At 58.1% G+C, this 21281-nt stretch carries 25 protein-coding genes; 20 read left to right on the forward strand and 5 right to left on the reverse strand.

All coding sequences use genetic code 11. The annotated features are described in order from the left end of the window. The first annotated feature begins 3 nt into the window (after window positions 1-3). Window positions 4-159: a hypothetical protein gene (locus tag ACP26L_RS12795; protein WP_426452947.1), complete on the forward strand. Its 156-nt coding sequence runs from the start codon at window positions 4-6 to the stop codon at window positions 157-159. Window positions 160-512: 353 nt separating this feature from the next. Here ACP26L_RS12795 and ACP26L_RS12800 read toward each other — a convergent pair whose 3' ends face one another. Then, entirely contained in the window at window positions 513-923 is a 411-nt protein-coding gene (locus ACP26L_RS12800) for a DUF2203 domain-containing protein (RefSeq protein WP_426452949.1), read from the reverse strand. 189 nt (window positions 924-1112) lie between these two features. Between ACP26L_RS12800 and ACP26L_RS12805 the strand changes: the two genes are divergently transcribed. After that, a complete protein-coding gene (locus ACP26L_RS12805; protein ID WP_426452950.1) occupies window positions 1113-1979 on the forward strand; it encodes a PHP domain-containing protein in 867 nt (288 codons plus the stop codon). A gap of 170 nt (window positions 1980-2149) precedes the next feature. Here ACP26L_RS12805 and ACP26L_RS12810 read toward each other — a convergent pair whose 3' ends face one another. Next, entirely contained in the window at window positions 2150-2314 is a 165-nt protein-coding gene (locus ACP26L_RS12810; RefSeq protein ID WP_426452952.1) for a hypothetical protein, read from the reverse strand. Between the two features lie 47 nt (window positions 2315-2361). On the opposite strand from ACP26L_RS12810, the gene ACP26L_RS12815 reads away from it, so the two are divergent. Continuing rightward, the gene (locus ACP26L_RS12815; RefSeq protein ID WP_426452954.1) at window positions 2362-2493 is read left to right on the forward strand and encodes a hypothetical protein; all 132 of its coding nucleotides are present in this window, start codon (window positions 2362-2364) and stop codon (window positions 2491-2493) included. 114 nt (window positions 2494-2607) lie between these two features. Here ACP26L_RS12815 and ACP26L_RS12820 read toward each other — a convergent pair whose 3' ends face one another. Then, window positions 2608-3495 (reverse strand): helix-turn-helix domain-containing protein, encoded by an 888-nt coding sequence (locus ACP26L_RS12820; RefSeq protein WP_426452956.1) that lies wholly within the window; start codon window positions 3493-3495, stop codon window positions 2608-2610. Window positions 3496-3681: 186 nt separating this feature from the next. Here ACP26L_RS12820 and ACP26L_RS12825 point away from each other — a divergent pair, with 186 nt between their 5' ends. The 3 genes from ACP26L_RS12825 to ACP26L_RS12835 are packed head-to-tail and all read left to right on the forward strand — an operon-like array spanning window position 3682 to window position 5257. Further along, window positions 3682-4407 carry an SDR family NAD(P)-dependent oxidoreductase gene (locus tag ACP26L_RS12825; protein ID WP_426452957.1) on the forward strand — a complete coding sequence of 242 codons (726 nt, stop codon included), beginning with the start codon at window positions 3682-3684 and terminating at the stop codon, window positions 4405-4407. A 44-nt stretch (window positions 4408-4451) separates the two neighbouring features. Continuing rightward, window positions 4452-5120 carry a ThuA domain-containing protein gene (locus ACP26L_RS12830; RefSeq protein WP_426452959.1) on the forward strand — a complete coding sequence of 223 codons (669 nt, stop codon included), beginning with the start codon at window positions 4452-4454 and terminating at the stop codon, window positions 5118-5120. After that, the gene (locus ACP26L_RS12835) at window positions 5120-5257 is read left to right on the forward strand and encodes a hypothetical protein (RefSeq protein WP_426452961.1); all 138 of its coding nucleotides are present in this window, start codon (window positions 5120-5122) and stop codon (window positions 5255-5257) included. The genes ACP26L_RS12830 and ACP26L_RS12835 overlap by 1 nt, the downstream gene beginning before the upstream one ends. A gap of 1169 nt (window positions 5258-6426) precedes the next feature. Here the strand turns inward: ACP26L_RS12835 and ACP26L_RS12840 are convergent. Continuing rightward, entirely contained in the window at window positions 6427-7245 is an 819-nt protein-coding gene (locus ACP26L_RS12840; RefSeq protein WP_426452963.1) for a helix-turn-helix domain-containing protein, read from the reverse strand. Between the two features lie 269 nt (window positions 7246-7514). Here ACP26L_RS12840 and ACP26L_RS12845 point away from each other — a divergent pair, with 269 nt between their 5' ends. From ACP26L_RS12845 to ACP26L_RS12880, 8 genes are all read left to right on the forward strand, one after another. Further along, on the forward strand, window positions 7515-8324 hold the full coding sequence (locus ACP26L_RS12845) for a phytanoyl-CoA dioxygenase family protein (protein ID WP_426452965.1): 810 nt from the start codon (window positions 7515-7517) through the stop codon (window positions 8322-8324). Further along, a complete protein-coding gene (locus ACP26L_RS12850; protein ID WP_426452967.1) occupies window positions 8293-9198 on the forward strand; it encodes a sugar phosphate isomerase/epimerase family protein in 906 nt (301 codons plus the stop codon). Before ACP26L_RS12845 ends, ACP26L_RS12850 begins: the two co-directional genes overlap by 32 nt. 253 nt (window positions 9199-9451) lie before the next feature. Beyond that, window positions 9452-9778 (forward strand): ArsR/SmtB family transcription factor, encoded by a 327-nt coding sequence (locus ACP26L_RS12855; RefSeq protein ID WP_426452969.1) that lies wholly within the window; start codon window positions 9452-9454, stop codon window positions 9776-9778. Window positions 9779-9796: 18 nt separating this feature from the next. Next, entirely contained in the window at window positions 9797-11089 is a 1293-nt protein-coding gene (locus tag ACP26L_RS12860) for an arsenic transporter (RefSeq protein ID WP_426452971.1), read from the forward strand. Window positions 11090-11146: 57 nt separating this feature from the next. Next, the gene (gene arsC / locus ACP26L_RS12865; RefSeq protein ID WP_426452973.1) at window positions 11147-11569 is read left to right on the forward strand and encodes an arsenate reductase (thioredoxin); all 423 of its coding nucleotides are present in this window, start codon (window positions 11147-11149) and stop codon (window positions 11567-11569) included. An 86-nt stretch (window positions 11570-11655) separates the two neighbouring features. Next, window positions 11656-12090, forward strand: coding sequence for a protein-tyrosine phosphatase family protein (locus ACP26L_RS12870; protein WP_426452975.1), 435 nt, complete (start codon window positions 11656-11658; stop codon window positions 12088-12090). After that, window positions 12080-12202, forward strand: a complete 123-nt coding sequence (locus tag ACP26L_RS12875) for a hypothetical protein (protein WP_426452977.1) — start codon at window positions 12080-12082, stop codon at window positions 12200-12202. Before ACP26L_RS12870 ends, ACP26L_RS12875 begins: the two co-directional genes overlap by 11 nt. A 59-nt stretch (window positions 12203-12261) precedes the next feature. Beyond that, window positions 12262-12828 carry a hypothetical protein gene (locus ACP26L_RS12880; RefSeq protein ID WP_426452979.1) on the forward strand — a complete coding sequence of 189 codons (567 nt, stop codon included), beginning with the start codon at window positions 12262-12264 and terminating at the stop codon, window positions 12826-12828. A gap of 22 nt (window positions 12829-12850) precedes the next feature. Here ACP26L_RS12880 and ACP26L_RS12885 read toward each other — a convergent pair whose 3' ends face one another. Next, window positions 12851-13780 (reverse strand): GNAT family N-acetyltransferase, encoded by a 930-nt coding sequence (locus ACP26L_RS12885; RefSeq protein ID WP_426452981.1) that lies wholly within the window; start codon window positions 13778-13780, stop codon window positions 12851-12853. A gap of 131 nt (window positions 13781-13911) precedes the next feature. Here ACP26L_RS12885 and ACP26L_RS12890 point away from each other — a divergent pair, with 131 nt between their 5' ends. From ACP26L_RS12890 to ACP26L_RS12915, 6 genes are all read left to right on the forward strand, one after another. Continuing rightward, entirely contained in the window at window positions 13912-14190 is a 279-nt protein-coding gene (locus ACP26L_RS12890) for a hypothetical protein (protein ID WP_426452982.1), read from the forward strand. A 133-nt stretch (window positions 14191-14323) separates the two neighbouring features. Further along, window positions 14324-15280 (forward strand): NAD-dependent epimerase/dehydratase family protein, encoded by a 957-nt coding sequence (locus ACP26L_RS12895; protein WP_426452984.1) that lies wholly within the window; start codon window positions 14324-14326, stop codon window positions 15278-15280. Between the two features lie 59 nt (window positions 15281-15339). Then, a complete protein-coding gene (locus tag ACP26L_RS12900) occupies window positions 15340-16809 on the forward strand; it encodes a multicopper oxidase family protein (protein WP_426452986.1) in 1470 nt (489 codons plus the stop codon). 130 nt (window positions 16810-16939) lie between these two features. Further along, window positions 16940-18943, forward strand: coding sequence for a serine hydrolase (locus tag ACP26L_RS12905; RefSeq protein ID WP_426452988.1), 2004 nt, complete (start codon window positions 16940-16942; stop codon window positions 18941-18943). 71 nt (window positions 18944-19014) lie between these two features. Beyond that, the gene (locus ACP26L_RS12910; RefSeq protein WP_426452989.1) at window positions 19015-19710 is read left to right on the forward strand and encodes a response regulator transcription factor; all 696 of its coding nucleotides are present in this window, start codon (window positions 19015-19017) and stop codon (window positions 19708-19710) included. Next, window positions 19694-21079 carry a HAMP domain-containing sensor histidine kinase gene (locus tag ACP26L_RS12915; RefSeq protein WP_426452991.1) on the forward strand — a complete coding sequence of 462 codons (1386 nt, stop codon included), beginning with the start codon at window positions 19694-19696 and terminating at the stop codon, window positions 21077-21079. Before ACP26L_RS12910 ends, ACP26L_RS12915 begins: the two co-directional genes overlap by 17 nt. The last annotated feature ends 202 nt before the right edge of the window (window positions 21080-21281 follow it).

The raw sequence follows: 21281 nt of genomic DNA on the forward strand, positions 1-21281 counted from the left end.
ACGATGGCAAACCAGCGGAATCAAGTGTCCAAGGCGGACGTACAGTCCACGGAGCTGAACAAGCTGCCTGTCGAGGGCGAGAACGATACGGAATTCTCCGCAGAGGAAGCGGCCGAGGTGTTCTCCGAGAACCCGAATGCGAACAACAATCAACAGTAATCCGGTGAAGCAGCCGAGACGGCCGGCATGGTCGTTGGTTCCGGGCCGGGGACCGGTTGCCTGTGTACTTGGCATAAGAAAAAGTCCGCGTTCCCCCTTGAAGGGGAGCAGCGGGCTTTTTCTTATGACTGAGGCCGCTCCGGCCTCAGTCATAAGAGAAGGAGGTCTGCCGCTTCTGCGGCAGGCTCCCTATAGGATGGACGGCTGCGATGGCCGGTAACTCCGTGTCACAGCGCCCGACGAAGCCCGTTCCTCTCTCCATAGGCAAAACAAGAAAAGCCGTCCAGGCAAGCCGGACGGTTTTTCTTGTTTGCCAACAGCCGGGCCGTCTGATGTGAAGGCGTTCGTGAGCCTCAAGCACCCGGAAAAGGCTTGCGGCCTGCAAAGCCGTCGTGCCAGCCGTGGTAGTGCGTGATGCGCTCCTCGCCTTCCTTCCAGCAGATGAGCACTTCTTCGCCGTCTACGACCGCAGGGAAGTCGATCAGGCCGGGTTTGATCATCTTGAGCAGCACGCCCTGGCGCGTGAAGTTCTCGATGAAGAGTTCCGCTTCGATCCGCAGAAAGTCGAGCCGCCCCTCCATCTCGAAGAACGGGTCGCCGCCGTCCCCGCCGGCCGGCTGCAGCAGGTGCTCGGCCTTGGCCTGCTTCAATTCCCGGTAGAGCCCCTCGAACTGCTTCATGAGGTTCTGCAGCTTGGCCAAATCCTGCCGGAGCCCGGGCAGCATCGCATTGGCTTCCTCCAGAGTAAATCTTCTGTTGTTCACCGCATATCACTCCTTATCCTTCAAGTGTACTAAATCCGGAGCGGAATTGTCACGCCGAGCGGCGGGAAGGTGATCTTCACAAATTCTTTGCATGAATTTTACATGATCTTAACCAAGCCTGCCGGGCATCAAGTTACACTAACTTAAACTCATTGAAGTAGGGAACTGATAAACGGAGGGGGCTTGCCCATGAAAGCGGATCTGCACTGCCATACGAATCTATCGGACTGCTCCATGTCTTTTGCGGAGATTCTCGACATAGCGGTAGAAGAAGAAGTGACCCACCTGGCCATTACTAATCACGATACGAGCCAAGGCCTTGAAGGGATGATCGAACAAGGGCGTGAACGGGGGGTGGAGATCATTCCCGGCATTGAGATCTCCGCGTATGATTTCGGGAGAGGACGGAGAGTCCATATCCTCGGTTATTATATTCAGCCGGAGCATCCTGCACTGAGAGCGCTGTGTGACCCGATTATGGAAAGGCGCCGCGAAGCTGCCCCCCGGATGGTCTCCAGGATCAAGGCGGCGGGCTACCGGATTGATTGGGACGAGGTGATGGAGCTTGCACAGGGCGGCACGGTTGTGTATAAGCAGCATATTATGCATGCTCTCATTGAGAACGGATATGCCGACACCATCTACGGCGACTTGTATGAGGAGCTGTTCTCGCGGGGGCAGGATGGACAGAAGCCCGGGATCGCTTATATGCCGATGGAATATGCGGATGCCGCGGCGGCCGTTCAAGCGGTACGGGCTGCGGGAGGGGTTCCCGTTCTGGCCCATCCGGGACCATACCGGAGCTTCGAAACCGTGGCTGAGCTGGTGGAAGCCGGATTGGCAGGGATTGAGGTGCGTCATCCGCTTCACGGCCCGGAGGACGAAGACCGTGCCAGGGCATATGCCGAGCAGTATGGACTGGTGATGACCGGCGGTACCGATTATCACGGGTGGTATGGCGAGAGCGAAGTGATTCTGGGAAGCAAGGACCCGGGGCAGGCCTGCGTTGAAGCGTTGAAAGCGAAAGCCGAGCACATGCAAAAAGCATTCGTATAGCAAGACGGGCATGAGTCAGCCGGGGGTAGAGAACAGGGTAGAGATATCGTATGCAGCGGGTTCATCAGCCTGGGCCGGCTTTAAGGCAGCCTGCGCAGCTGCCAGTTGAGGATGTGCCGCCGCCGTAATCGGCATGACCGTTCCCACCATCGGCTAACTTGGCCAAAGGCCTATTCCGAATCGTTCGGGGAGCTCGACGAAGGTGTGCTGGAGGCCCTGCGGGCGGGCAGGGCGAATGGGTGGCAGATCGTGTTCCAGGCGGTCATTCCATCCTGCAGCACCTTCCTCATCTCCTGGACGTTCCTCGCATTCGAGATGAACTCTGCGGCTGCCATTGCCAGGGGGGGTGCTGCAGGGGCGGGCGGGATAAGTAAGCTTCGACATGTCCATGGCCAGCTCCTTTGATAGCGATCTGCGGGAAGCTGGAGGCATGCCGATTTCGTTTCTTGGCTTAGCGATTCTACTCGAGCTGATCGCGATCCGTGTCAGGATCCGGTGGAAGACGAGGATGTAACCAACCCATACGACAAGCGATGAGCCATCCTCCGGCGCGGGGTGGTTTTTTGCTGTCAGGACAAAAAATATCCCCGTCCGGCATGGGAACCGGATGGGGAGGGGGGGCGCCCCATCAAGAAGAGGGGGCGGGCCGTGGAGAAGCCGGTTGTCCGGATCGCAGAGATTCTCCGGCCTTCTGCCGGTATTCCCTGGGCGCGTAGCCAAACGTCTTTTTGAACATGCGGGAGAAGATCAGCTGGTCGCTGTATCCCACGGAATAGGAGATTTCCTTGATCGACAGGGAGCCCTGCATAAGCTCGCGGGCTTTCTGCATCCGGTAGCGGCATAGGTACTGCTGGGGAGGGACGCCGACGGCAGACTTGAACAGGCTCGCGATATATTTGCGGCTGAGCCCCATGTCATGGGCCATATCCTCTATGGAGACGGACCGGGAATAATTCGTTTCGATAAAATCGAGCGCCTGGGAGACGTAATACGATTGGATCGAGCTGCGGGTCGGGTCAACCGGGCCGGCCTGGATCGCATCTATAAGAGCGGCTAGGAAGGTGTAAAGAGCTGCAGTCAGACGGAGCGGCAGGCTGAAGCTGTCCGGGTTCCGGTCCGCTTCGACCATAGCCTGCAGACTCTGGCGGATCGGGCCGTCCGGCGGGCACGTGAATAAGGGGCTTGCGTAGGAGAGGCCGGCCTGCTCGAGAAAGGGATTCACCGCTTCACCGTTGAAAGCCACCCACGAGAGTGTCCAGGGATCCTCCGCATCGGCCTCGTAATCATACAGCTCGCCGGGTACCAGAAAGAACCCTTCTCCTGCAGACCTCGGGTAAGCCGATGTGGCCGTGCGGAAGGTTCCCCGGCCGCTGTGGATGTAGAAGATTTTGTAATGATCCTTGACGCCGGGCCCCCAGGCTTGTCCGGGTTCACAGGCTTCCGTTCCGGCATAATAGAATTTGATATCCTGGCGGAAATTGACGGTGTGTTTCATCTTCGGCTGGTGGGCTTGCATGGCTCCGCACTCCTCTCTGAATCCTAATTGAATGCGCATACAGACAAAGACATTATACTATATTTGCCCTCCATTGGGTTATGTTCGGAGGGGAGCGTATCTTTTACGATAAAAGGAGCCGCAGTCAGCAGACAGTAGTCAGTAGAGCCGGCACACATTTGAAAAATGAAACGGAGCGTGAGCGGCATGGCAGAGCACCGGACGGTATGCATCACGGGAACGGACAGGGGAGTAGGGCTGGCACTGACGGAGACGCTGCTTCGCACCGGCTGTACCGTATTTGCCGGCGGGATCTCTAGAGAGAATGCGGAGATGGACCGGCTGAAGGAGACGTTCCCCCAGACGCTGCATGCTTTCTACCTCGACGTGGGCAGTGACGAGAGTGTCCGGGAAGCGGGAGCGTTCATCCGCAGCCGAACGGATGCTTTGGACTTGTTGATCAACAATGCGGCGCTGCTCGGGGATACCTCGGTGCCGATCGAGGGGGAGCTAGATTTTGACGAAATGCTGCGGGTGTATAATGTCTCGGCACTCGGGGCCATTCGGATGTCGAACGCCTTGATCGGTCCGCTCATGAACGGCGGCAAGCTCATCGTGAACATCTCCTCGGAAGCGGGGAGCATTACGCAGAGCTACCGGGAAGCCTGGTTCGGCTACTGTATGGCGAAGAGCGCACTGAACATGGGCTCGACGATCATCCATAACCGTATACGGCGTGACGGAGGGCGCGTGCTGCTGTTCCATCCCGGGTGGGTGAAGACGTATATGAGCGGGACATGGAACGACGCGGGGACCTACACCCCTCAAGAGGCGGCGGAGAACATCCTTCGGCGCATCGGCGAGCACGGGAACGAGATCCGCGAGCAGCCGATCTATATCGAAGCGGACACCGGCAGGGAGCTGCCTTGGTAAGTAAGTATGCAAGCTGAACTGAACCTACGGGAGGCGTATGAAGAATGATGGAGAAAAAGAAAGCTCTATTGCTTGGCGATTACACGGATGCCCCCTGGCATCCCCTGGAGCCCGCACGTGTGGAGCTCGAAGCGATTCTGGGCGAAGCGTTCGAACTGACGGCGACGGAGGACTATGATGTCCTGCTCCGGCTGCAGACCGAGGCGGGCGGCTATCCGCTCTGCATCGCCTACACGGACTGCTGGAACCGGGAGCTGACCAAGGCGCAGACTGCCGGCCTGCTCCGGTACGTGGCGGGCGGGGGCGGCCTGCTCGTGATCCACAACGGCATCTCGCTGCAGTGCAGCTACGAGCTGCTGCAGATGATCGGGGCCGAGTTCACCGGCCATCCGCCGTATCAGAAGCTGCGGTATTCCCGCACGGCGGAAGCGCAAGGGCATCCGCTGCTCGAAGGCGTGGAGGACTTCGTGCTCGACGAGGAGCCCTACCTGTTCGCGCCGGACCCGTTCGTCGAGCGGAGGATCTTCCTCGAGTTCGAATTCGAGGGCAATCGGCTGCCCGCCGGCTGGGAGCACGACTACGGCCTCGGTCGGGTGGTGTACCTGCAGCCGGGGCATCACGCGCCGTCGTTCCGGCCGGCGCCTTACCGACGGCTGATCCGCAACAGCGCAAGCTGGGCGGCGGCCGGCCGGGTGGAGAGCACGCTCGGGTGATGCGGGCAGGACCGGGCCGGTGCTGTACCCGCAGTGGGGCATCACGCGCCATCGTTTCGGCCGGCGCCTTACCGCGGCTGATCCGCAACAGCGCAAGCTGGGCGGCCGAAGGCCGGGTGAAGAGCACGCCCGGCTGATGCGGGCTGGTACCGGGCGGGTGGTGTACCTGCAGCCGTGGCATCACGCGCTGTCGTTCCGGCCGAGCCTTACCGGCGGCTGATCCGCAACAGCGCAAGCTGGACGGCCGAAGGCCGGGTGGAGAGCGCACTCGGGTGATGCGGACTCAAGACTCGCGTTTGAGTTCGGGAGATGAGTCCGGTACAGCAGGCACTCGCATCATGACCCGACAATTGGCTGCCGACACTTGACAACACAAACCGCAAAGTCACACACCTGGCCTGCTATTTTGAAATAACGGAACTGAAGTTCGCTATTCGAGTATTTCCCATCATTTCCCGAATAATAACGGAACTCAGATTCCTTATGCAGACGCAATTGGGGGAATGACCCCTCAATCCCATGGAATAGCGAATCTGAGTTCCTCTATTCCTCTCAGGGCGGCTCTTTTCCATGGAATAAGGCATCTGAGTTCCTCTATTGCTCACATGCTCTGTGGGCATGCACTTGAAATTTGGTGCGGCCGGCAGAGTTACACAGTGTGGGATGCTGCAAACCCACCTGGATCCCATTTGGCAATCCGGGTAGAGCTGTTTACTTGCACAGTAGGAGCAGGAATCAGCTCAGTGTACGGTTTGGGTCTGGCCAATACTCCGGTCCGTGTCCCCTGGGTCCGCCACAAGAAGCTTGGCTACAAATGCCAGTGCCTGCCGCTCCGCTGCATCGCCGCGCCGCCTCACACCACGCCCGCTCCGCCGTCACGCCTCGCCGCCTCGCACCGCACCTGCGCCGCAGCCACACCACGCTCGCTCCACCGCCTCGCACCGTGTACGCTCCACGCGCACTCTGCTGCCACGCTCCGCTGCTATATTCCGCTGCTATGCTCAGCACTCGCTCCGCCGCCATTCTCCGCGCCCGCTCTGCCCCACGCTCCACGCTCGCTCCGCTGCATCGCCGCGCCGCCTCACACCACGCCCGCTCCGCTACCACGCCCGCTCCGCTACCACGCTCGCTCCGCCGTCACGCCTCGCCGCCTCGCACTGCACCTACGCCACCGCCACACTCCACGCCCGCTCCGCTGCCACACTCCACGCTCACTCCGCCGCCACCATGCGCCGTCATGCCCGCTCCATCGCCACGCTCCACCGCCACACACAACGCTCACTCCACGCTCACCCCGCACAAGCTTTTACACCTCTCGTGCAGCCCCTCCGCTCTTATACGTGCTCGGGTTCACCCCGTAAACTCTGCGGAACTGTGCCGCAAAGTGGTGATAGTTCTGGTATCCCACGTCCTGGGACACCTCCAGCGCGGTGCGGTCCGTATGGCTGAGCAGCAGAGCGGCCTGCTGAATCCGCATGCGGTTCAGCGTCTCGATGACCGAGTGCCCGGTCTCGGCCTTGAACAGGTGGGACAGGCGCGAAGGCGACAGGCCGGCGGTCCGGGCCGCGTCTTCAATGCTTACCCCTTCACGAAGCCGGGTGGACAGCAGGTGCAGCACAGACCGGATGCGCGGGTCGATTGCCCGCTTCATCGACTGGGCAAGCAGCAGGAGAATTTCGCGAACCGCCTGCTCACAGAGCTCCTGCCAGTATAGGTTCCGCTCGACCGAGTCGGTCAGAATGCGCCGGAAAGCGCGGTAGATGCGCCGCCCGGCGGTTTTGTCGCTCACCTGGTGATGGAGGAGGGGGGCATCCGTCAGCGTGCCGGTCTCCATAATCCGATCTGAGAAATGAACCCATACAAAATGCCACCGTTCCCCCTTCACGGTGCCGTACCTGTGGGGCGTACCCGGCCTCATCAGCACAAGGTCGCCCCGGCGGCAGCGGAGCTCCTGGCCCGGCGTTTCGTAATACCCTTCGCCGCCCAGGGTATAAGTAAGGAGCCAGTCCTTCCGGCCGTTCGGGCGGGAAGTCGCATAATGGTCCCCTTCATCAAAATGCCCGGCAATCACGATCCCGCTGACTTCTTCCTTGGGGGCGGGATGCTCTTCCTTGCGTTTGGTCATCACATTGGTACCTCCTTCACGGTCCCTGCCCGGCAGCAGGAACATAATGCAGACTTTACTGCTTCCCATCATAAGCCCGGCGGCACAAAAGCACCAGTCCCCATTCAAAATAAGGCCTATTAACGTAAACAAAATCGGAACTGCAGCAGAATCGTGATACCTCTCAGCAGGATTCTTGCTTGGAGGGCAGGCCGTTCTCCCGTAAGATGAAAGTACGAAATCAGATTCATGATCCACCATTCCGCATCATTTCAAGGAGGAGAGTACCCGTGCCGCAAGTACTGAAATCAATCACCGCCGAGCAAAAAAATCACTTTGACACCGAAGGCTATCTCATCGTCAAAGGGCTGTTCACCGACGAGGAACTGGCCGAGATCGGACGCACCTTCGAGGAGATCGGCAGCCGGAGGATCCCCGGTCATTTCGAGCCGAACCTGGATGCCGGAGCGGAAGATCCGCTCTCCCGCTACCCGAGAGTGATGCACCCTCACCGATTCGACGAAACCTCCAGGCGTTATCTGCTGCACCCACCTGTGCTGGCGGTCCTTGAGGATCTCTACGGAGAGGAGGCGCTCGCGGCCCAGAGCATGTTTTACTACAAGCCGCCGGGCTCCCGGGGGCAGGCACTCCATCAGGACAATTTCTACCTGAAAGTGGAGCCGGGCAACTGCATCGCCGCCTGGACGGCGGTTGATCCAGCCGATGAAGAGAACGGCGGTCTGCTGGTCGTACCGAAAACCAGCGGGCATGAGATCGTGTGCCCGGAGCTTGCCGACGAGAGCGAATCCTTCACGAAGCATTTGGTCAAAGTACCGCCGGGCCTCAAGGCGGTTCCTGCGGTGATGGACGGGGGAGACGTTCTCTTTTTCAACGGCAATCTCATTCACGGCTCCTACCGGAACAAGTCCAAGGACCGCTTCCGCCGGGCGTTCATCTGCCACTATGCGCCGGCTTCGCTGGCGAAGATCGCCACGCATTACAGGCCCTTGCTGAGAGCGGACGGGACGCCGGTCGATGCCGAGACGAGCATGGATGGAGGGCCCTGCGGTGTTGAATTCGACGCGCTCTATCCGCATTGAGAACCCGCCGAAGCTGCAGGTCGAGATGTCCTGGTGGGGGATGAACGGGCTGCAGATCACCGGGCGGCACCCCACCGACGAGGACAAAGTCCGCCTCATCGCCGAAGCGGGCTTCGACGGAGTGAACGGCTTCCTGCCGGAGCCCGGAAAGGCGGACGCCTGGAAATCGCTGCTGCAAGCCTACGGCCTGTCGTTCAGTGTCAACGCATATCCCGCTACCGTGCAGGAGTTGGAGGAGTTCCTGCAGCGGGCCGCAGCGTACGAGGGCGTGATCGGGCATGTGAATGTCCAGGTCATGACGCCGTTTGTAACCGGTGTCCCTGCAGTGGAGCTGCTGGGGGGGCTGCAGGCGCTGGAGGAGATATACGGGATCCCCGTCTGCATCGAAACCCACCGCGGGACGATCACGCAGGACCTGCTGCGCACAGTGGATTATGTCCGCGCGCTGGAGAAGCTGCGGCTGACGATCGACTTCTCCCACTACGTGACCGCTGGAGAGATGCGGACCGTCCCGCCCGAAGCCGAGTCGCTGCTGGGAACCCTGCTCACACGCACGTCCGCCATTCACGGCCGCATCTCGAACGGGGAGCAGATTCAGATTGATCCGGGCGATCATGGGGAGCATGAAGCGGTGGAGCATTTTGCCCGCTGGTGGAAGCGGGGGATGGAGCACTGGCGGCAGGCGGCAGGAAGGGGGGCCATCCTACCGTTCGTTTGTGAGCTGGGGCCGCCTCCCTATGCAATCACCCGGGATGAGGCTGCCGGCAGAACCGAGGAGCTCGGGGACCGGTGGTCGCAGTCGCTGTGGCTGGCCCGGACAGCGCGCAGGCTGTGGACGGAAGCAGGCGGGGAAGCCGCCAAGGCAGGAGACTGAGAGGCTGAAGAGGTCAGATGTGAGGGACTAGATAGGAAAGGGCTGCTATCCGGCAGCCCTTTTAGTATTGCGATTGACGATTACGTGAATCCATGATCGAAGTGCAGCAAGGGAGTTGGTTGATCAGCGCAATCGTACAGAGTACTAACCCTTTTTCCACTCCCCTCTTTACATATAAGCAAATAGTTATATAATAATATGCAGTTAAAGCAGCACACTACATACTGTACGGAGGAAGAGGAGGTGCCTGGAGATGCAGACCATTCAAGGGATGGCCGACGTATTCAAGCTGCTCGGAGACAAATCCCGTCTGACGATGCTCGCGCTGCTCAAGGAGAGGCCGCTGTGCGTCTGCGAGATCGTGGAACTCATGGAGCTCAGCCAGCCGAATGTGAGCCAGCATATGAGAAAGCTGAAGGATGGCGGTCTTGTCAGCGAGACCCGCAGAGGGCAGTGGATCTATTACTCCCTGGCGATACGGGACAAGCCATATCTGCAGGACCTCTTTGAGCATCTCCCTTCCCAGCAGGAGAGGGTGGAGGCTTTGGGCTGCGGGAATGACTGCTGCAGCCCAAGCTGAACGACACAGGGGGTACGTATGGTTTACGCGGCAGTTTTGATTTTCTTGATTACACTGGTATTCGTCATCTGGCAGCCCAAGGGGCTGAACATCGGCTGGTCGGCCACTGGCGGGGCGGTACTGGCCCTGCTCTTCGGGGTGGTAAGCCTCGGTGACGTCCGGGATGTTACGCTGATCGTCTGGAATGCGACGCTGGCGTTCGTGGCGATTATCCTGATCTCGCTGATCCTCGATGAGATCGGATTCTTCGAATGGTCGGCCCTTCATATGGCAAGGCTGGCCAAGGGGAACGGCAGGCTGATGTTCATCTACGTCATCCTGCTGGGCGCGGCGGTATCCGCACTCTTCGCCAACGACGGGGCCGCGCTGATCCTTACGCCGATCGTGCTGGCTATGGTCCGCGCGCTGAGGTTCGACGAGCGGATGATTCTGCCGTTTATTATGGCCGGCGGGTTTATCGCGGACACAGCTTCGCTGCCGCTCATCGTCAGCAATCTGGTGAATATCGTGTCGGCGGATTATTTTGACATCGGGTTCGTGGAATATGCCAGCCGGATGATCGTGCCGAACTTCTTCTCTCTGGCGGCGAGCCTCTTGGTGCTGTATCTCTTCTTCCGCAAAAGCATCCCGGTGCGCTATGACCCGGGTCAGGTGAAGGAGCCAAGGGAAGCGATCAAGGACGAGCGGCTGTTCCGCCTCTCGTGGGTCATCCTGGGGGTTCTGCTGATCGCGTACCTGATGAGCGAGTTCACGTCCATCCCCGTGTCGATCGTGGCCGGTGTGGTTGCCCTTCTCTTCATTCTGGCGGCCCGCCGCAGCCCGGCGATCGAAACCCGCCGCGTAGTCAAGGAAGCGCCTTGGGCGATCGTCGTTTTCTCGATCGGGATGTACGTCGTGGTGTACGGCCTGCGCAACGCCGGGCTCACGGATCAACTGGGGAGCCTGATCGAGTCCGTTGCAGGTCACGGCTTGTTCGCGGCGACGGCAGGCATGGGCTTCATCGCCGCCATCCTGTCCTCGGTTATGAACAACTTGCCGACGGTGATGATCGATGCGCTCGCTATCCGGGAGACGGCGACGGAAGGGGTCATCCGCGAAGCGCTCATCTATGCGAATGTGATCGGTTCGGACCTGGGCCCGAAGCTTACACCGATCGGTTCCCTGGCCACGCTGCTGTGGCTGCATGTTCTCTCGCGCAAAGGCGTCACGATTACCTGGGGCTATTACTTCCGGGTGGGGGTCATTCTAACGGTCCCCACGCTGTTCATTACCTTAACCGGGCTGTACTTGTGGCTCCGGCTCCTCTCCTAAGGATCATGAGAGCAGCTGCCGGACCTATCTCGAGATAACGAAAAGAGGAACCTGTCTATGGAAAAGAAGCTCGTATACTTTTTGTGCACCGGGAATTCCTGCCGCAGCCAGATGGCGGACGGTTTTCTCAAGGCCCTCGGCTCCGACCAATATGAAGTGAAGAGCGCGGGCCTCGAGTCCCACGGCCTTAATCCGCGGGCCGTTCAGGTCATGAAGGAAGCCGGCGTGGACATCAGCGGACATACGTCCGATGTGATCGACCCCGAGATCCTGAGCCGCGCGGATTATGTCATCACGCTCTGCGGCCATGCGGACGAGCACTGCCCGGTGATCCCCAACAAGAACACCGTGAAGTGGCATTGGGGCTTCGAAGACCCGGCCAAGGCGACGGGAACCGAGGAAGAGATCATGGCTAAGTTCCGCGAGGTGCGCGAGAGCATCAAGGCACGGATACAGCAGTTCGCATCAGACGGCACGTAATACCGATCAAAGAGTAATACCAGTCAAAGTCAAAGACCATCTGAGAAGATCGGGTCCGTTGGAACGAAAAGGAGATGCTTACGCTCATGACCAAAACGTATCAAGCCTTAGTGGATGACCGGATTTATCTCGGGGGTGCTTCCGATGTGAAAGACATGATTACCGAAGAACAGTGCGAGGTCATTGTGGACCTGCGCGGGGAAGCGGAGGAGTGTGCGTATCCGGGCTCGGATGCGCAGTGGATCAAGATCGGGCTGGGTGACGATGCGGACGAGCCGCAGGACGTGCTGTTCCGGCAGGCAATCGATACGGTCGTGGACGCCTACCGCCGAGGCAGGAAGGTGGGCTTTCACTGCGGCGGAGGCAAAGGCCGTACCGGTGCGGTAGCGGTCGGCACCCTGATCGCTCTCGGTAAAGCGTCGACCATCGAGGAAGCCGAAGCGATGGCGAAGGAGATCCGCCCGGTGATCAGCATTCGGCCGCCGCAGCGGGAAGCGCTGGAGAAGCTTTTTGACAAATAAAAAACGCATTGGGGAAGCCGCTGGCATGGAGATGCCGGCGGTTTTTTGTTCAGCATATGCCATTGATATTCCTGAATATGGTAAAATGGACAAAGAAGCAGGGTGGAGCTGAGCAGTGACGTAGTCATTTGGATGGTGCAAAAGGAATAGCGATCTGCCGGAGGTGACCGGATGAAGAAGCGGTGCATAGTGCTGAGCGGGCTGCTGCTCTGGGTGATCGTTTATGGAATCCCCTGCATGCTCATGGGCAATGCTTATACGCCCGAGGGGGCGGTCCGCCGTCTGCATACGGAAGGGGAGTCCACATACCGCAAGAAGGCCGGAGATCATCTCCTGATGCTCTGGGATACCGGATATTCTCATGAAGTAATGGTCGTCAAGCGAACGTGGGGCTTGCTCTACCGTCTGCATATGGCCGGTTCGCTCACGGAGCGCGAGCCCGGAGCGGCGCTAAGAACCACATGGTCCGCCCAGCTTACGAAGGAGCAGAAGTATGATACGATCCTGGCGGCAGAGGCGGCAGACCCGCGGATTAAGAAAATCATCGTGACGAGCGAAGGGCCGATGAAGAACATCACATCGGTCGAAGCGGCCAGGAGTCAATCAGCCGTGTATGTGGAGATGGATGTGGAGCAGGGCTTTGCCGCCCAGTACCTGCTTTTATCCCCGGCCGATGCCGGTAATTTTGTTTTCCGCGGGTTGGATGAAGCGGGGAATATCGTGTACGCGGGATGGTGAGCGGGGGGAGCCAACGAACGAATCACGGCTGAACCCTCTTCTCCACAATCGTAACCTCATAGACGGCCTGCATCCCGGCCTTCTCGTACAGCCGGAAGGCGCCTGTGGCGCTCGAGGTATCCACTCCGAGGGAGACGTTCGGCTGTCCTGCGGCGTATGCCTTATGGAAGGCCGTCTGCAGCAGAGCCAGGCCGAGTCCTTTACCGCGAAAGGGGCCGCGGACACCGATCTGTTGGATATACAGCGTGTCCTCCCGCATCCGGGCGAGCGCGAATCCGGCGATATCGCCGGCAGACCCGCGGGCGATGAGCCACCACTCGGGGCCGAAGGAGGGACGGCTTAGCTGCTCGGCCCATATAGCGTACTCGGGAGCCGCAAAGTCCCAGTGGTCAGCGAAGGTCTCGATATAGGCATCGTACACGCTGCGTCCGTCCCGATGAGGGAGGAACGGGGCCAGGGTGACGCCTTCCGGCAGTACCGGCTGAGCTGGGGCGGCTTCCATGCGGATGCTCATGCGTTTGAAGAGCCGGACGGGAGTAAAACCGCGGCCCTGCACTAACTCTTGAGCGTCCGTCCGGAGGGTCGGCACGACATTCTGCAGCCGCTTGTGCCGTCCGGATGCAGCCGCGAGCTCACCGGCACGGGTCTCGAGCGCCGCGAGGAGGGCGGTCCCTATGCCCGTTCCCCGGGCGGACGGCAGGACGAAGCCATAGCTGAACAGCTTTTCGTCGCTGTCCTCCTCGAGGAAGGCATAGCCTACAATGGTGTTATCGGCGTTCTCGGCGATCCAGACATTGCGCTCCAGATCAAAGCCGGACCACATGTCGAGCAGCTCGCTGAGGTCGAAGTCGGGGAACCCGAAATCCTCCACATCGCAGGCGATCACGAGATCGCTGACGGCCTGGGCGTCATCCGGCCTGGGCCGGCGGAGCTGTATGTTCCTGTACGTCATGATGATCTATGTCTCCCATCGTTTTTTTGCTTGGTGTGGTGAGTGTGCTCACTGCCTACACCCTTACTCAGGCTAGCGTAACTCTTCGCCGGCTGTCAATTATACGAAGGTATAGGAGGACTGTATCCAATATGATCAGGGGCCTGATCGTTTTTCTGCATATCGTCGTCGGTATCCTGCTCGCTCTCTTTTGGCTGCTGACCGGCTTTCCTCTATTTCTCGCGGGCAGCTTATCGTTCGGCTTTTCGATGAAGTACCTGTTTCCCTTCTTATTCGCCGTTCCTCTCTTCTCCGAAATCTTCAGCTGGGTGTTATTCAAGAGAAGGGACCGGGACTACCGGTTGGCCGCAGTACTCTTTTTGGTGGTGACCATCGGCATTGTGGTTCTTATTCCTATTGCGGCGGAGTGAGGGGTTCAGGTCTGCAAGAGGAAAAGAAACTTGTCTGCAAAATTAGTTATTGACTAATCACTAACCGCGATGTAAGATGAAATCAATCAGTTAGTGATTGATCAATCACAAATGAAAAGGAGAGATGAAGAACATGAGAAAAGCAATGGTAGTAGGAGCAACAGGTGGAACGGGAGCCGTTATTACGGCGGAGCTGGTCAAACGGGGAGTACCCACGATTGCCTTCGGACGGTCGCGTCAAAAGCTGGAGGAGCTTGCGGAGCAGATGGGACGTCCCTCTCACCTGACGCTTGCGGTCGGCGACGCCTTCAAGCCGGATGACGTAGCTGCAGCGGCGAAGGAAGCGGATGTGCTGTTCCACTGCGCGAATGTACCTTACCATGAGATGGAAAGCAAATTGATCCCGCTGGGCGAATCGGTCATGGAGGCTGCCAACCGGCTGGGCCTCAAAGTGGTGGCGATCGACGGGATTTACCCGTACGGAAGGAGACAGATGAGCCGGGTGACCGAGGATCATCCCAAACAGCCGCATACGAAGAAAGGAAAGGTCCGTCTTGCGTTCGAACAGATGATCTTCAGCAGCCGCTGGAACCATGTTCGCCCCATGATTGTCAGGCTGCCGGATTACTACGGACCGACCGCGAACCAGGCTTCTTACCTGGGCGGTACACTCGAGGCAATCGCCGCTGGCAAAATGGCCTTCTTCATCGGCAGCATGAAGATTCCCCGTGAGTATGTGTATCTGCCGGACGCTGCCATCATGGTTGTCGAACTGGCCGGTCATGAGGAGGCCTACGGGCAGAACTGGAATATTCCCGGGGCGGACATCATCTCAGGGCACGAGATTGTGCGGATCGCCCAAGAGGCCAGCGGGACGAAGAAGCCGGTGATTCCGCTGGGCAGAGTAGGATTATCGCTGCTGGGCCTGTTCGTCCCCGTCATGAAGGAGGTCGTTGAAATGCTCTATTTAACGGAAGAGCCTTTGCGCTTGAGCGGCGCAAAATATGAACGCTGCATTGGTAAAATCCCGGCAACCAAGCCGGCGGACGGCATTGCGGCTACGATTCGTGCGCTGCAGAAAAGGGAGTAAGGATCGTCGGACTGCCGCGAATAGTTATTGATCAATCACTATCTAAGGAGAGGGTGTCCATGCGCAGACTTGGCTGGAAAGCGAAAGGGGGCTTGGCAGCACTGGGTTTAACCATACTGCTTGGCGCAGTGATCGGAACTTACTTTTGGCAGATGCGAATGCAGCGGCCCTACGAAGTGAATATGGGCGGAGCTCATTCTATGGAAGCGGGAGCGGAGCATGTCTACGGTTCCGCCCTGACGGCCGCGCATAACGTGGCCGGTCGGTCTTGCGAAGCACTAATCGAGGGGGCAGGCGAGGAGCCCCTTAGGGAATTCCGGCTCACCGCCTCGCAGACCGTGAAGGAGCTGGACGATGGAAGAACCGAGAACGTGTGGGCTTTCAACGGTCTTACGCCAGGTCCGGAGATTCGGGTCTCCCAGGGGGACCGGATCCGCGTCATGCTTGTTAATGAGGACATAACCGAAGGGGTGACGCTGCATTGGCACGGTATTGAGCTCCCCTGCTCACAGGACGGCGTAGCGGGCGTCACCCAGGATGTTGTGAATCCGGGGGAGCAGTTCACGTATGAATTCATTGCGGGTTCCCCCGGAACCTACTGGTATCACTCCCATCAGGCCAGTTCGGAGCAGGTCAAGAAAGGCCTGCTCGGCCCCTTCATCGTTGAGCCGAAGGAGGATGCGTTCGACTACAACCGGGAGGAGACCCTGCTCGTACAGGAGCTGAACGGCAGCTATCTCCTGAACGGCTCCACGAAGGAGCTGACGATCGATGCGGCTCCGGGGGAGGCAATCCGACTAAGGCTGATCCATGCGGCGAACGAGACCGAAACCGTAAGTGTGTACGGGGCTCCTTACCGTATCATCGCCATGGACGGTCATGATCTGAATGAACCGGGGGAGCTGGATCATCACCAATTCAGGATGGGAGCCGGGCAGCGGTATGATCTTCTGCTGCAGATGCCGCAGCAGGGGAAGGTAACGCTGGTGAGCGGATCGGGCTTGAAGATGAGTCTGGGATCGGGAAGTGAACCGGACACCCCTGCCGGCCTCGCCTTATTCACATGGACGGATTATGGAGCTCCAGTTCAGAGCCCTCCTATGACGGACCTACCCGTAGATCGCTCGCAGACCTTGACGTTGGGCCGGAACGTATTCATCAACACCATCAATGGCAAAAGCTTTCATGAAATCCCGCCGGTGATCGTAAAAGAGGGGGATCGCGTGAAGATTACGCTTACGAATGAGGGGGGCGGCGACCATCCTTTTCATCTGCACGGCCACACCTTCCAGGTACTGAGCCGTAACGGCAAGCCGCTTAGCGGAAGTCCTGTCGTTCTGGATACGCTTCTAACGCAGCAGGATGAGACCTATGAAATCTACGTGATCGCGGATAATCCGGGGCTGTGGATGATGCACTGCCACAATCTGATGCATGCCTCCATGGGCATGAGCATGATGTTCAATTATGAAGGTGTTACGACTCCTTACAGGGTCGGAACCAAATCGGGGAATCTGCCGGATCTGTAGCAGAGCGGCTTGGGCAGCGGCGTGGACCTCCACATTTCACATTACATTAAGGTTATGTAGAATCTCCATTAAGTTTGCTCCGCTATGCTTACCTTTGTTACAACAGTGATATGGAAGGAGCCAACAGACGATGAGGAATCCAAGATTACTCCGTAAGGCGGCCGCTGTTCTGGCCTTCACTTTAATCGCCGGAGTGAGTGCGCCTTCAGAAGGATCGGCCGCTGTACCCGGTTCCGCACCAGGAACGATTACTGCAGGTGATGTGGAACAGTTCACGGATGCATTTTTTGACCGGACGGACATCAAGGGGAATATGGCGGGAGCCGTCATTGCGGTGGTGAAGGACGATGAGGTTCTCCTGAAGAAGGGATACGGCTATGCGGATATCCAGCACAAAAGGCCGGTCGATCCGGATAAAACGGTGTTTCGCCTGGCGTCCGTGTCCAAGGTCATTACCGCTGCCGCCGTGATGCAGCTGGCCGAGCAGGGGAAGATCGATCTGAACCGCGACATGTCTTCTTACCTGGGAGAGCTCCGCATCCCCAACCAGACAGACACCCCGCTGACGATGAAGCATCTGCTCACCAACTCCACCGGCTTCGAGAGCGGGGACGCCCCTGGTGACACGACTACGGACTTGGCGCAGGAAATTTCACTGGGGCAGTATCTACAAGAGCATGTGCCCACCGTGACCCGCACACCCGGAGCCTTCTATCGGTATGATAACCTGGCCTTCACGATTCAAGGGTATGCGGTTGAGCAGGTCACCGGCCAGCCCTTCGGCGCCTATCTCAAGGAACATATTTTCCAGCCGCTCGGTATGACCCGTACCGATATCAGGCTGACTCCAGAGATCATCGAGGAGCTGGCCATTCCTTACGACGTGCTCGGCCAAGCGATGGAAACTTATGCGACTGTTCCCACGGAGCTCCCTGGCGGAGGGATGCTGTCCACGGGCTCCGACATGGCCAACTTCATGATGGCCCAGCTGGGAGGCGGAAAGCTTGGGAGCGAGCGGATTCTCAAAGCCGAAACGACGGAGGAAATGCTCAAGCCGCAGCTGGCGATCCATCCGAAGCTGCCCAATATGGCTTACGGATATGAATACTCCAATCGGCAGATCTACAATGGACGGAATGTTGTAGAGAAGGGCGGGGACTTGTATGGGTATCATTCCACGATGTGGCTCCTTCCCGAACAGAAGGTCGGCGTATTCATCGCCGTCAATAAAGATGCGGAGTTCCGTACCGATCTGTTCGAGTCGTTCATGGACCGGTATTACCCCGATGAAACTGCCGGTCCGAGTCCCGTCAAGGCGCTGCAGGAGCCTTTGGCTCCGTTCGAAGGGATGTACGGCGACCTGCGCAACCGGATGTGGACCATCCGTATCCATGCGGAGGAAGGGAAGCTTAAGGTGAAGGATTTGCTTGGCGAGCACACCCTTACCCCCATCGAACCGAACCTGTTTCAGGATGAGAAAGGGGTGCAGGCCGCTTTCAAGCTGGATGACAGGGGCGCCGTGACCGCATTTTATTACGATGCCAAGTCCGACAGCTGGGCGCAGAAGCTGCCGGAGCCGCAGCGCTATGCCGACGTTGGCGCGGATCATCCGTATGCCGGCTATATCTATCATCTGCGTCAGCTGGGGGTCATGAATGAGAATGCTGCCGCTGCGAATGTATTTGATCCCGACCGGCCGATCACGCGCGGGGAGTTCGTCGATTGGTTCATGGGCTGGTCCGGGGTGGGCTCCTCCCAGAAGAAGTCTGTATTCAGTGACACGGTGCACAGCGCCAATGCCGAGCGAATTCAGGCCGCCTATGAGTTTGGATTGATCGACGGAACAGAAGGAGCCCGCTTCGATCCGGACCGGCCGATCACCAGAGGGGAAGCGGCGCTGATAGCCTGGCGCCTGGCCTCCAAAGAACTGCGGGCTGTTCCGAAGGAAGTGAAGCTGACCGGAGAGACGGAATCCTGGTCCCTCGAAGGAGTTCGCTTTGCGGCGGCGAAAGGATTATATGGGCCGGAAGTGACCCCGGCTGCTGACGGTTCAATCGATTACCAGTCGGAGCGGCCGATGCTGCGGAAGGAAGCGGCGGCGTTATTATCACGTTTTGCGGATAATCTGTTCTAAGCTACTTGGTCCGGTCCTCCTGGTTGTACTTCTGTGCACCGGAGGACCTTGCTGTATCGAGGGGGGAGAAGATGAAGACCATCCTGATCATTGACGATGAAAAGGAAATTCGGGAGCTGCTTACCATCTATCTGAAGAATCTCGGTTATACGACGCTGGAAGCGGCGAATGGGGCGGAAGCGATGGAAATGTTTGAACGCGAAGCGGTCGATTTGGTCATCGCAGATATCATGATGCCGGAGATGGACGGGTACCAGCTGCTCAAAACCATGCGTTCCACCTCGAATATTCCGTTCCTGTTTGTATCCGCCAAATCCGATGATATGGACAAAATTTACGGACTTCAGCTGGGCGCTGACGATTATGTCGGCAAGCCCTTCAATCCGCTTGAAGTGGCAAGCAGGGTGCAGGCGCTGTTCCGCCGGATTGAAGCGTACCGGGATCCGGAGGAGCAGGAGCTGGATTATATTGAAATCGGGGACATTAGGCTGGATTTGAAGGGCTGCAAGCTCTACAAAGCAGGTGTCCAGGAGGAAACAACCTCCTACGAATTCAAGATCCTCGCCCTGCTGATGAAGGGGGCGGGCCGTGTCATGACCAAGGCACACATCTACGAGCAGGTGTGGGGCGAAGAATACATCGGGGATGAGAATTTGATTATGGTGTACATCAGCAAAATCAGGGAAAAGATTGAGGCGAATCCAAGAAAGCCGGATTATCTGATCACAATAAGGGGGCTCGGCTACCGTTTTGAAAAAGGCTGCTGACCTGTCCGAAAAGCGGCCGCTGAAGCGGCTTTTTTTTCGCAACTACTTGGCAATCAGCGGTCTGCTGCTGGTTACGCTCTTCGCCTCCCTCTTCGCCGCCGACCTGCTCATGGACCATATGTTCGATATTTCACCGGATTATTCGCAGATCAGCAGCAAGGATATCTACGATTCCGCTTCCGGGAGGGTGAACAGCCAACTTCTCGGGAAGTATGGCGGGTGGGTCGAGCTCGTGAACGAATCGGGAGAGGTCATTGACATTCACGGTGTCAAAGAGGACAGCACTGTCCGATACAGCCAGGAGCAGCTTTTCGAGAAGCTGGATGTTCTGCGGAACGGGGATTCGATATTCTACCATGCTTATCCGGTCACAGGCCCGAAGGGAGAGTCCTTCGTGCTGCTGTGGAAGGTGCCTGAAGCCTGGTGGGACATTTCGCTGGCCTTGGGTATTTTTGCAGGATTGTTCCTGATGTTCCTAATCATCGCGATCTATGTGTACACCCGCTTCTCCGTCCGGCAGGTCAAGAAACCGCTGCAGCAGATCGTGGAAGGAATCCGCGAAATGGAAAGGCTCAATTACAACAAGCGGCTGGATTTCTCAGCCGAGCAGGAATTGGCGGAGATCCGGGAAGCCTTCAACGGCATGGCGGAGCGCCTGCAGCGCACCTCGGCCGAGCGCGATGCGGCGGAAACCAACAAACTGAACCTGCTGCTGCACTTGTCGCACGATCTCAAGACACCGGTGACCTCCGTATTCGGCTATTCCAAGCTGCTGCTGGACAACCGGGATCTCGAAGAACAGCAGGAGGCTAACTATATCCGGTATATTCACGACAAGTCCGCTTATATGGCCCATCTGATCCAAGATCTGTTCGAGCTGTCCAAGCTGGATGACCCTAGAATGAAGCTGCATAGGGAAAAGGTAAATATTGCTGTGTGGTTTCAGGAGCTCGCTGCCGAATTCTATCCGGATTTGGAAGACAAGGGGTTCATACTGGAAGCAGAGATTGTGGAGTGGCCGCTCTTCGTTCATCTGGATAAAGTGCATATGAACCGGGTGGTTACTAATCTGATCGGCAATGCGATGAAGTATAATCCCGCGGGAACCATGCTGTACATATCCTGCAGGAGAAAGGGCGATCAGGCGGAGCTCTGCATTGGGGACAACGGAGTAGGCGTGCATGAACAGATACGAGGCAGCTTGTTCGATGAGTTTACCCGTACAGCAGGCAGCGGGAAGGACAGCACGGGACTCGGCCTTGCGATTTGCAAAAAAATCATTACGCTCCACCATGGTACGATCGAGCTCGTATCAAGTCCGGATTATACGACCCTGTTTCGGATCAGCTTGCCTTGCGCGGATGCGTAAACTTCTATTCCTCCATCTTCCTCAATGCGCTTCCGCGCAAACATTTGCTCAATAACACATGGAGGCCGCCGGCACGATTGGCGGCCTTCATTACGTTAACGGCTAGTTAGTGCGTAAATACTTGTAGATATTTTGTTGTAATTGCAACAAAAATGATGTACTATTCTCTTACCACGTTTTTGAAAATACAATTGCAGCGGAG

The sequence above is a fragment of the Paenibacillus sp. S-38 genome (genome assembly GCF_049942825.1).
Taxonomy (GTDB): Bacteria; Bacillota; Bacilli; order Paenibacillales; family NBRC-103111; genus Paenibacillus_G.

What these genes read in the sequence shown, in the direction of transcription:
- ACP26L_RS12795 (WP_426452947.1), top strand. Translation starts at nt 4, where the DNA reads ATGGCAAACCAGCGGAATCAAGTGTCCAAGGCGGACGTACAGTCCACG.
- ACP26L_RS12815 (WP_426452954.1), top strand. Translation starts at nt 2,362, where the DNA reads ATGTCCATGGCCAGCTCCTTTGATAGCGATCTGCGGGAAGCTGGAGGC.
- ACP26L_RS12860 (WP_426452971.1), top strand. Translation starts at nt 9,797, where the DNA reads ATGGTTTACGCGGCAGTTTTGATTTTCTTGATTACACTGGTATTCGTC.
- ACP26L_RS12900 (WP_426452986.1), top strand. Translation starts at nt 15,340, where the DNA reads ATGCGCAGACTTGGCTGGAAAGCGAAAGGGGGCTTGGCAGCACTGGGT.
- ACP26L_RS12805 (WP_426452950.1), top strand. Translation starts at nt 1,113, where the DNA reads ATGAAAGCGGATCTGCACTGCCATACGAATCTATCGGACTGCTCCATG.
- ACP26L_RS12885 (WP_426452981.1), bottom strand. Translation starts at nt 13,780, where the DNA reads ATGACGTACAGGAACATACAGCTCCGCCGGCCCAGGCCGGATGACGCC.
- ACP26L_RS12910 (WP_426452989.1), top strand. Translation starts at nt 19,015, where the DNA reads ATGAAGACCATCCTGATCATTGACGATGAAAAGGAAATTCGGGAGCTG.
- ACP26L_RS12880 (WP_426452979.1), top strand. Translation starts at nt 12,262, where the DNA reads ATGAAGAAGCGGTGCATAGTGCTGAGCGGGCTGCTGCTCTGGGTGATC.
- ACP26L_RS12830 (WP_426452959.1), top strand. Translation starts at nt 4,452, where the DNA reads ATGATGGAGAAAAAGAAAGCTCTATTGCTTGGCGATTACACGGATGCC.
- ACP26L_RS12840 (WP_426452963.1), bottom strand. Translation starts at nt 7,245, where the DNA reads ATGACCAAACGCAAGGAAGAGCATCCCGCCCCCAAGGAAGAAGTCAGC.
- ACP26L_RS12870 (WP_426452975.1), top strand. Translation starts at nt 11,656, where the DNA reads ATGACCAAAACGTATCAAGCCTTAGTGGATGACCGGATTTATCTCGGG.
- arsC (WP_426452973.1), top strand. Translation starts at nt 11,147, where the DNA reads ATGGAAAAGAAGCTCGTATACTTTTTGTGCACCGGGAATTCCTGCCGC.
- ACP26L_RS12835 (WP_426452961.1), top strand. Translation starts at nt 5,120, where the DNA reads ATGCGGGCAGGACCGGGCCGGTGCTGTACCCGCAGTGGGGCATCACGC.
- ACP26L_RS12890 (WP_426452982.1), top strand. Translation starts at nt 13,912, where the DNA reads ATGATCAGGGGCCTGATCGTTTTTCTGCATATCGTCGTCGGTATCCTG.
- ACP26L_RS12810 (WP_426452952.1), bottom strand. Translation starts at nt 2,314, where the DNA reads ATGGCAGCCGCAGAGTTCATCTCGAATGCGAGGAACGTCCAGGAGATG.
- ACP26L_RS12895 (WP_426452984.1), top strand. Translation starts at nt 14,324, where the DNA reads ATGAGAAAAGCAATGGTAGTAGGAGCAACAGGTGGAACGGGAGCCGTT.
- ACP26L_RS12820 (WP_426452956.1), bottom strand. Translation starts at nt 3,495, where the DNA reads ATGCAAGCCCACCAGCCGAAGATGAAACACACCGTCAATTTCCGCCAG.
- ACP26L_RS12905 (WP_426452988.1), top strand. Translation starts at nt 16,940, where the DNA reads ATGAGGAATCCAAGATTACTCCGTAAGGCGGCCGCTGTTCTGGCCTTC.
- ACP26L_RS12825 (WP_426452957.1), top strand. Translation starts at nt 3,682, where the DNA reads ATGGCAGAGCACCGGACGGTATGCATCACGGGAACGGACAGGGGAGTA.
- ACP26L_RS12855 (WP_426452969.1), top strand. Translation starts at nt 9,452, where the DNA reads ATGCAGACCATTCAAGGGATGGCCGACGTATTCAAGCTGCTCGGAGAC.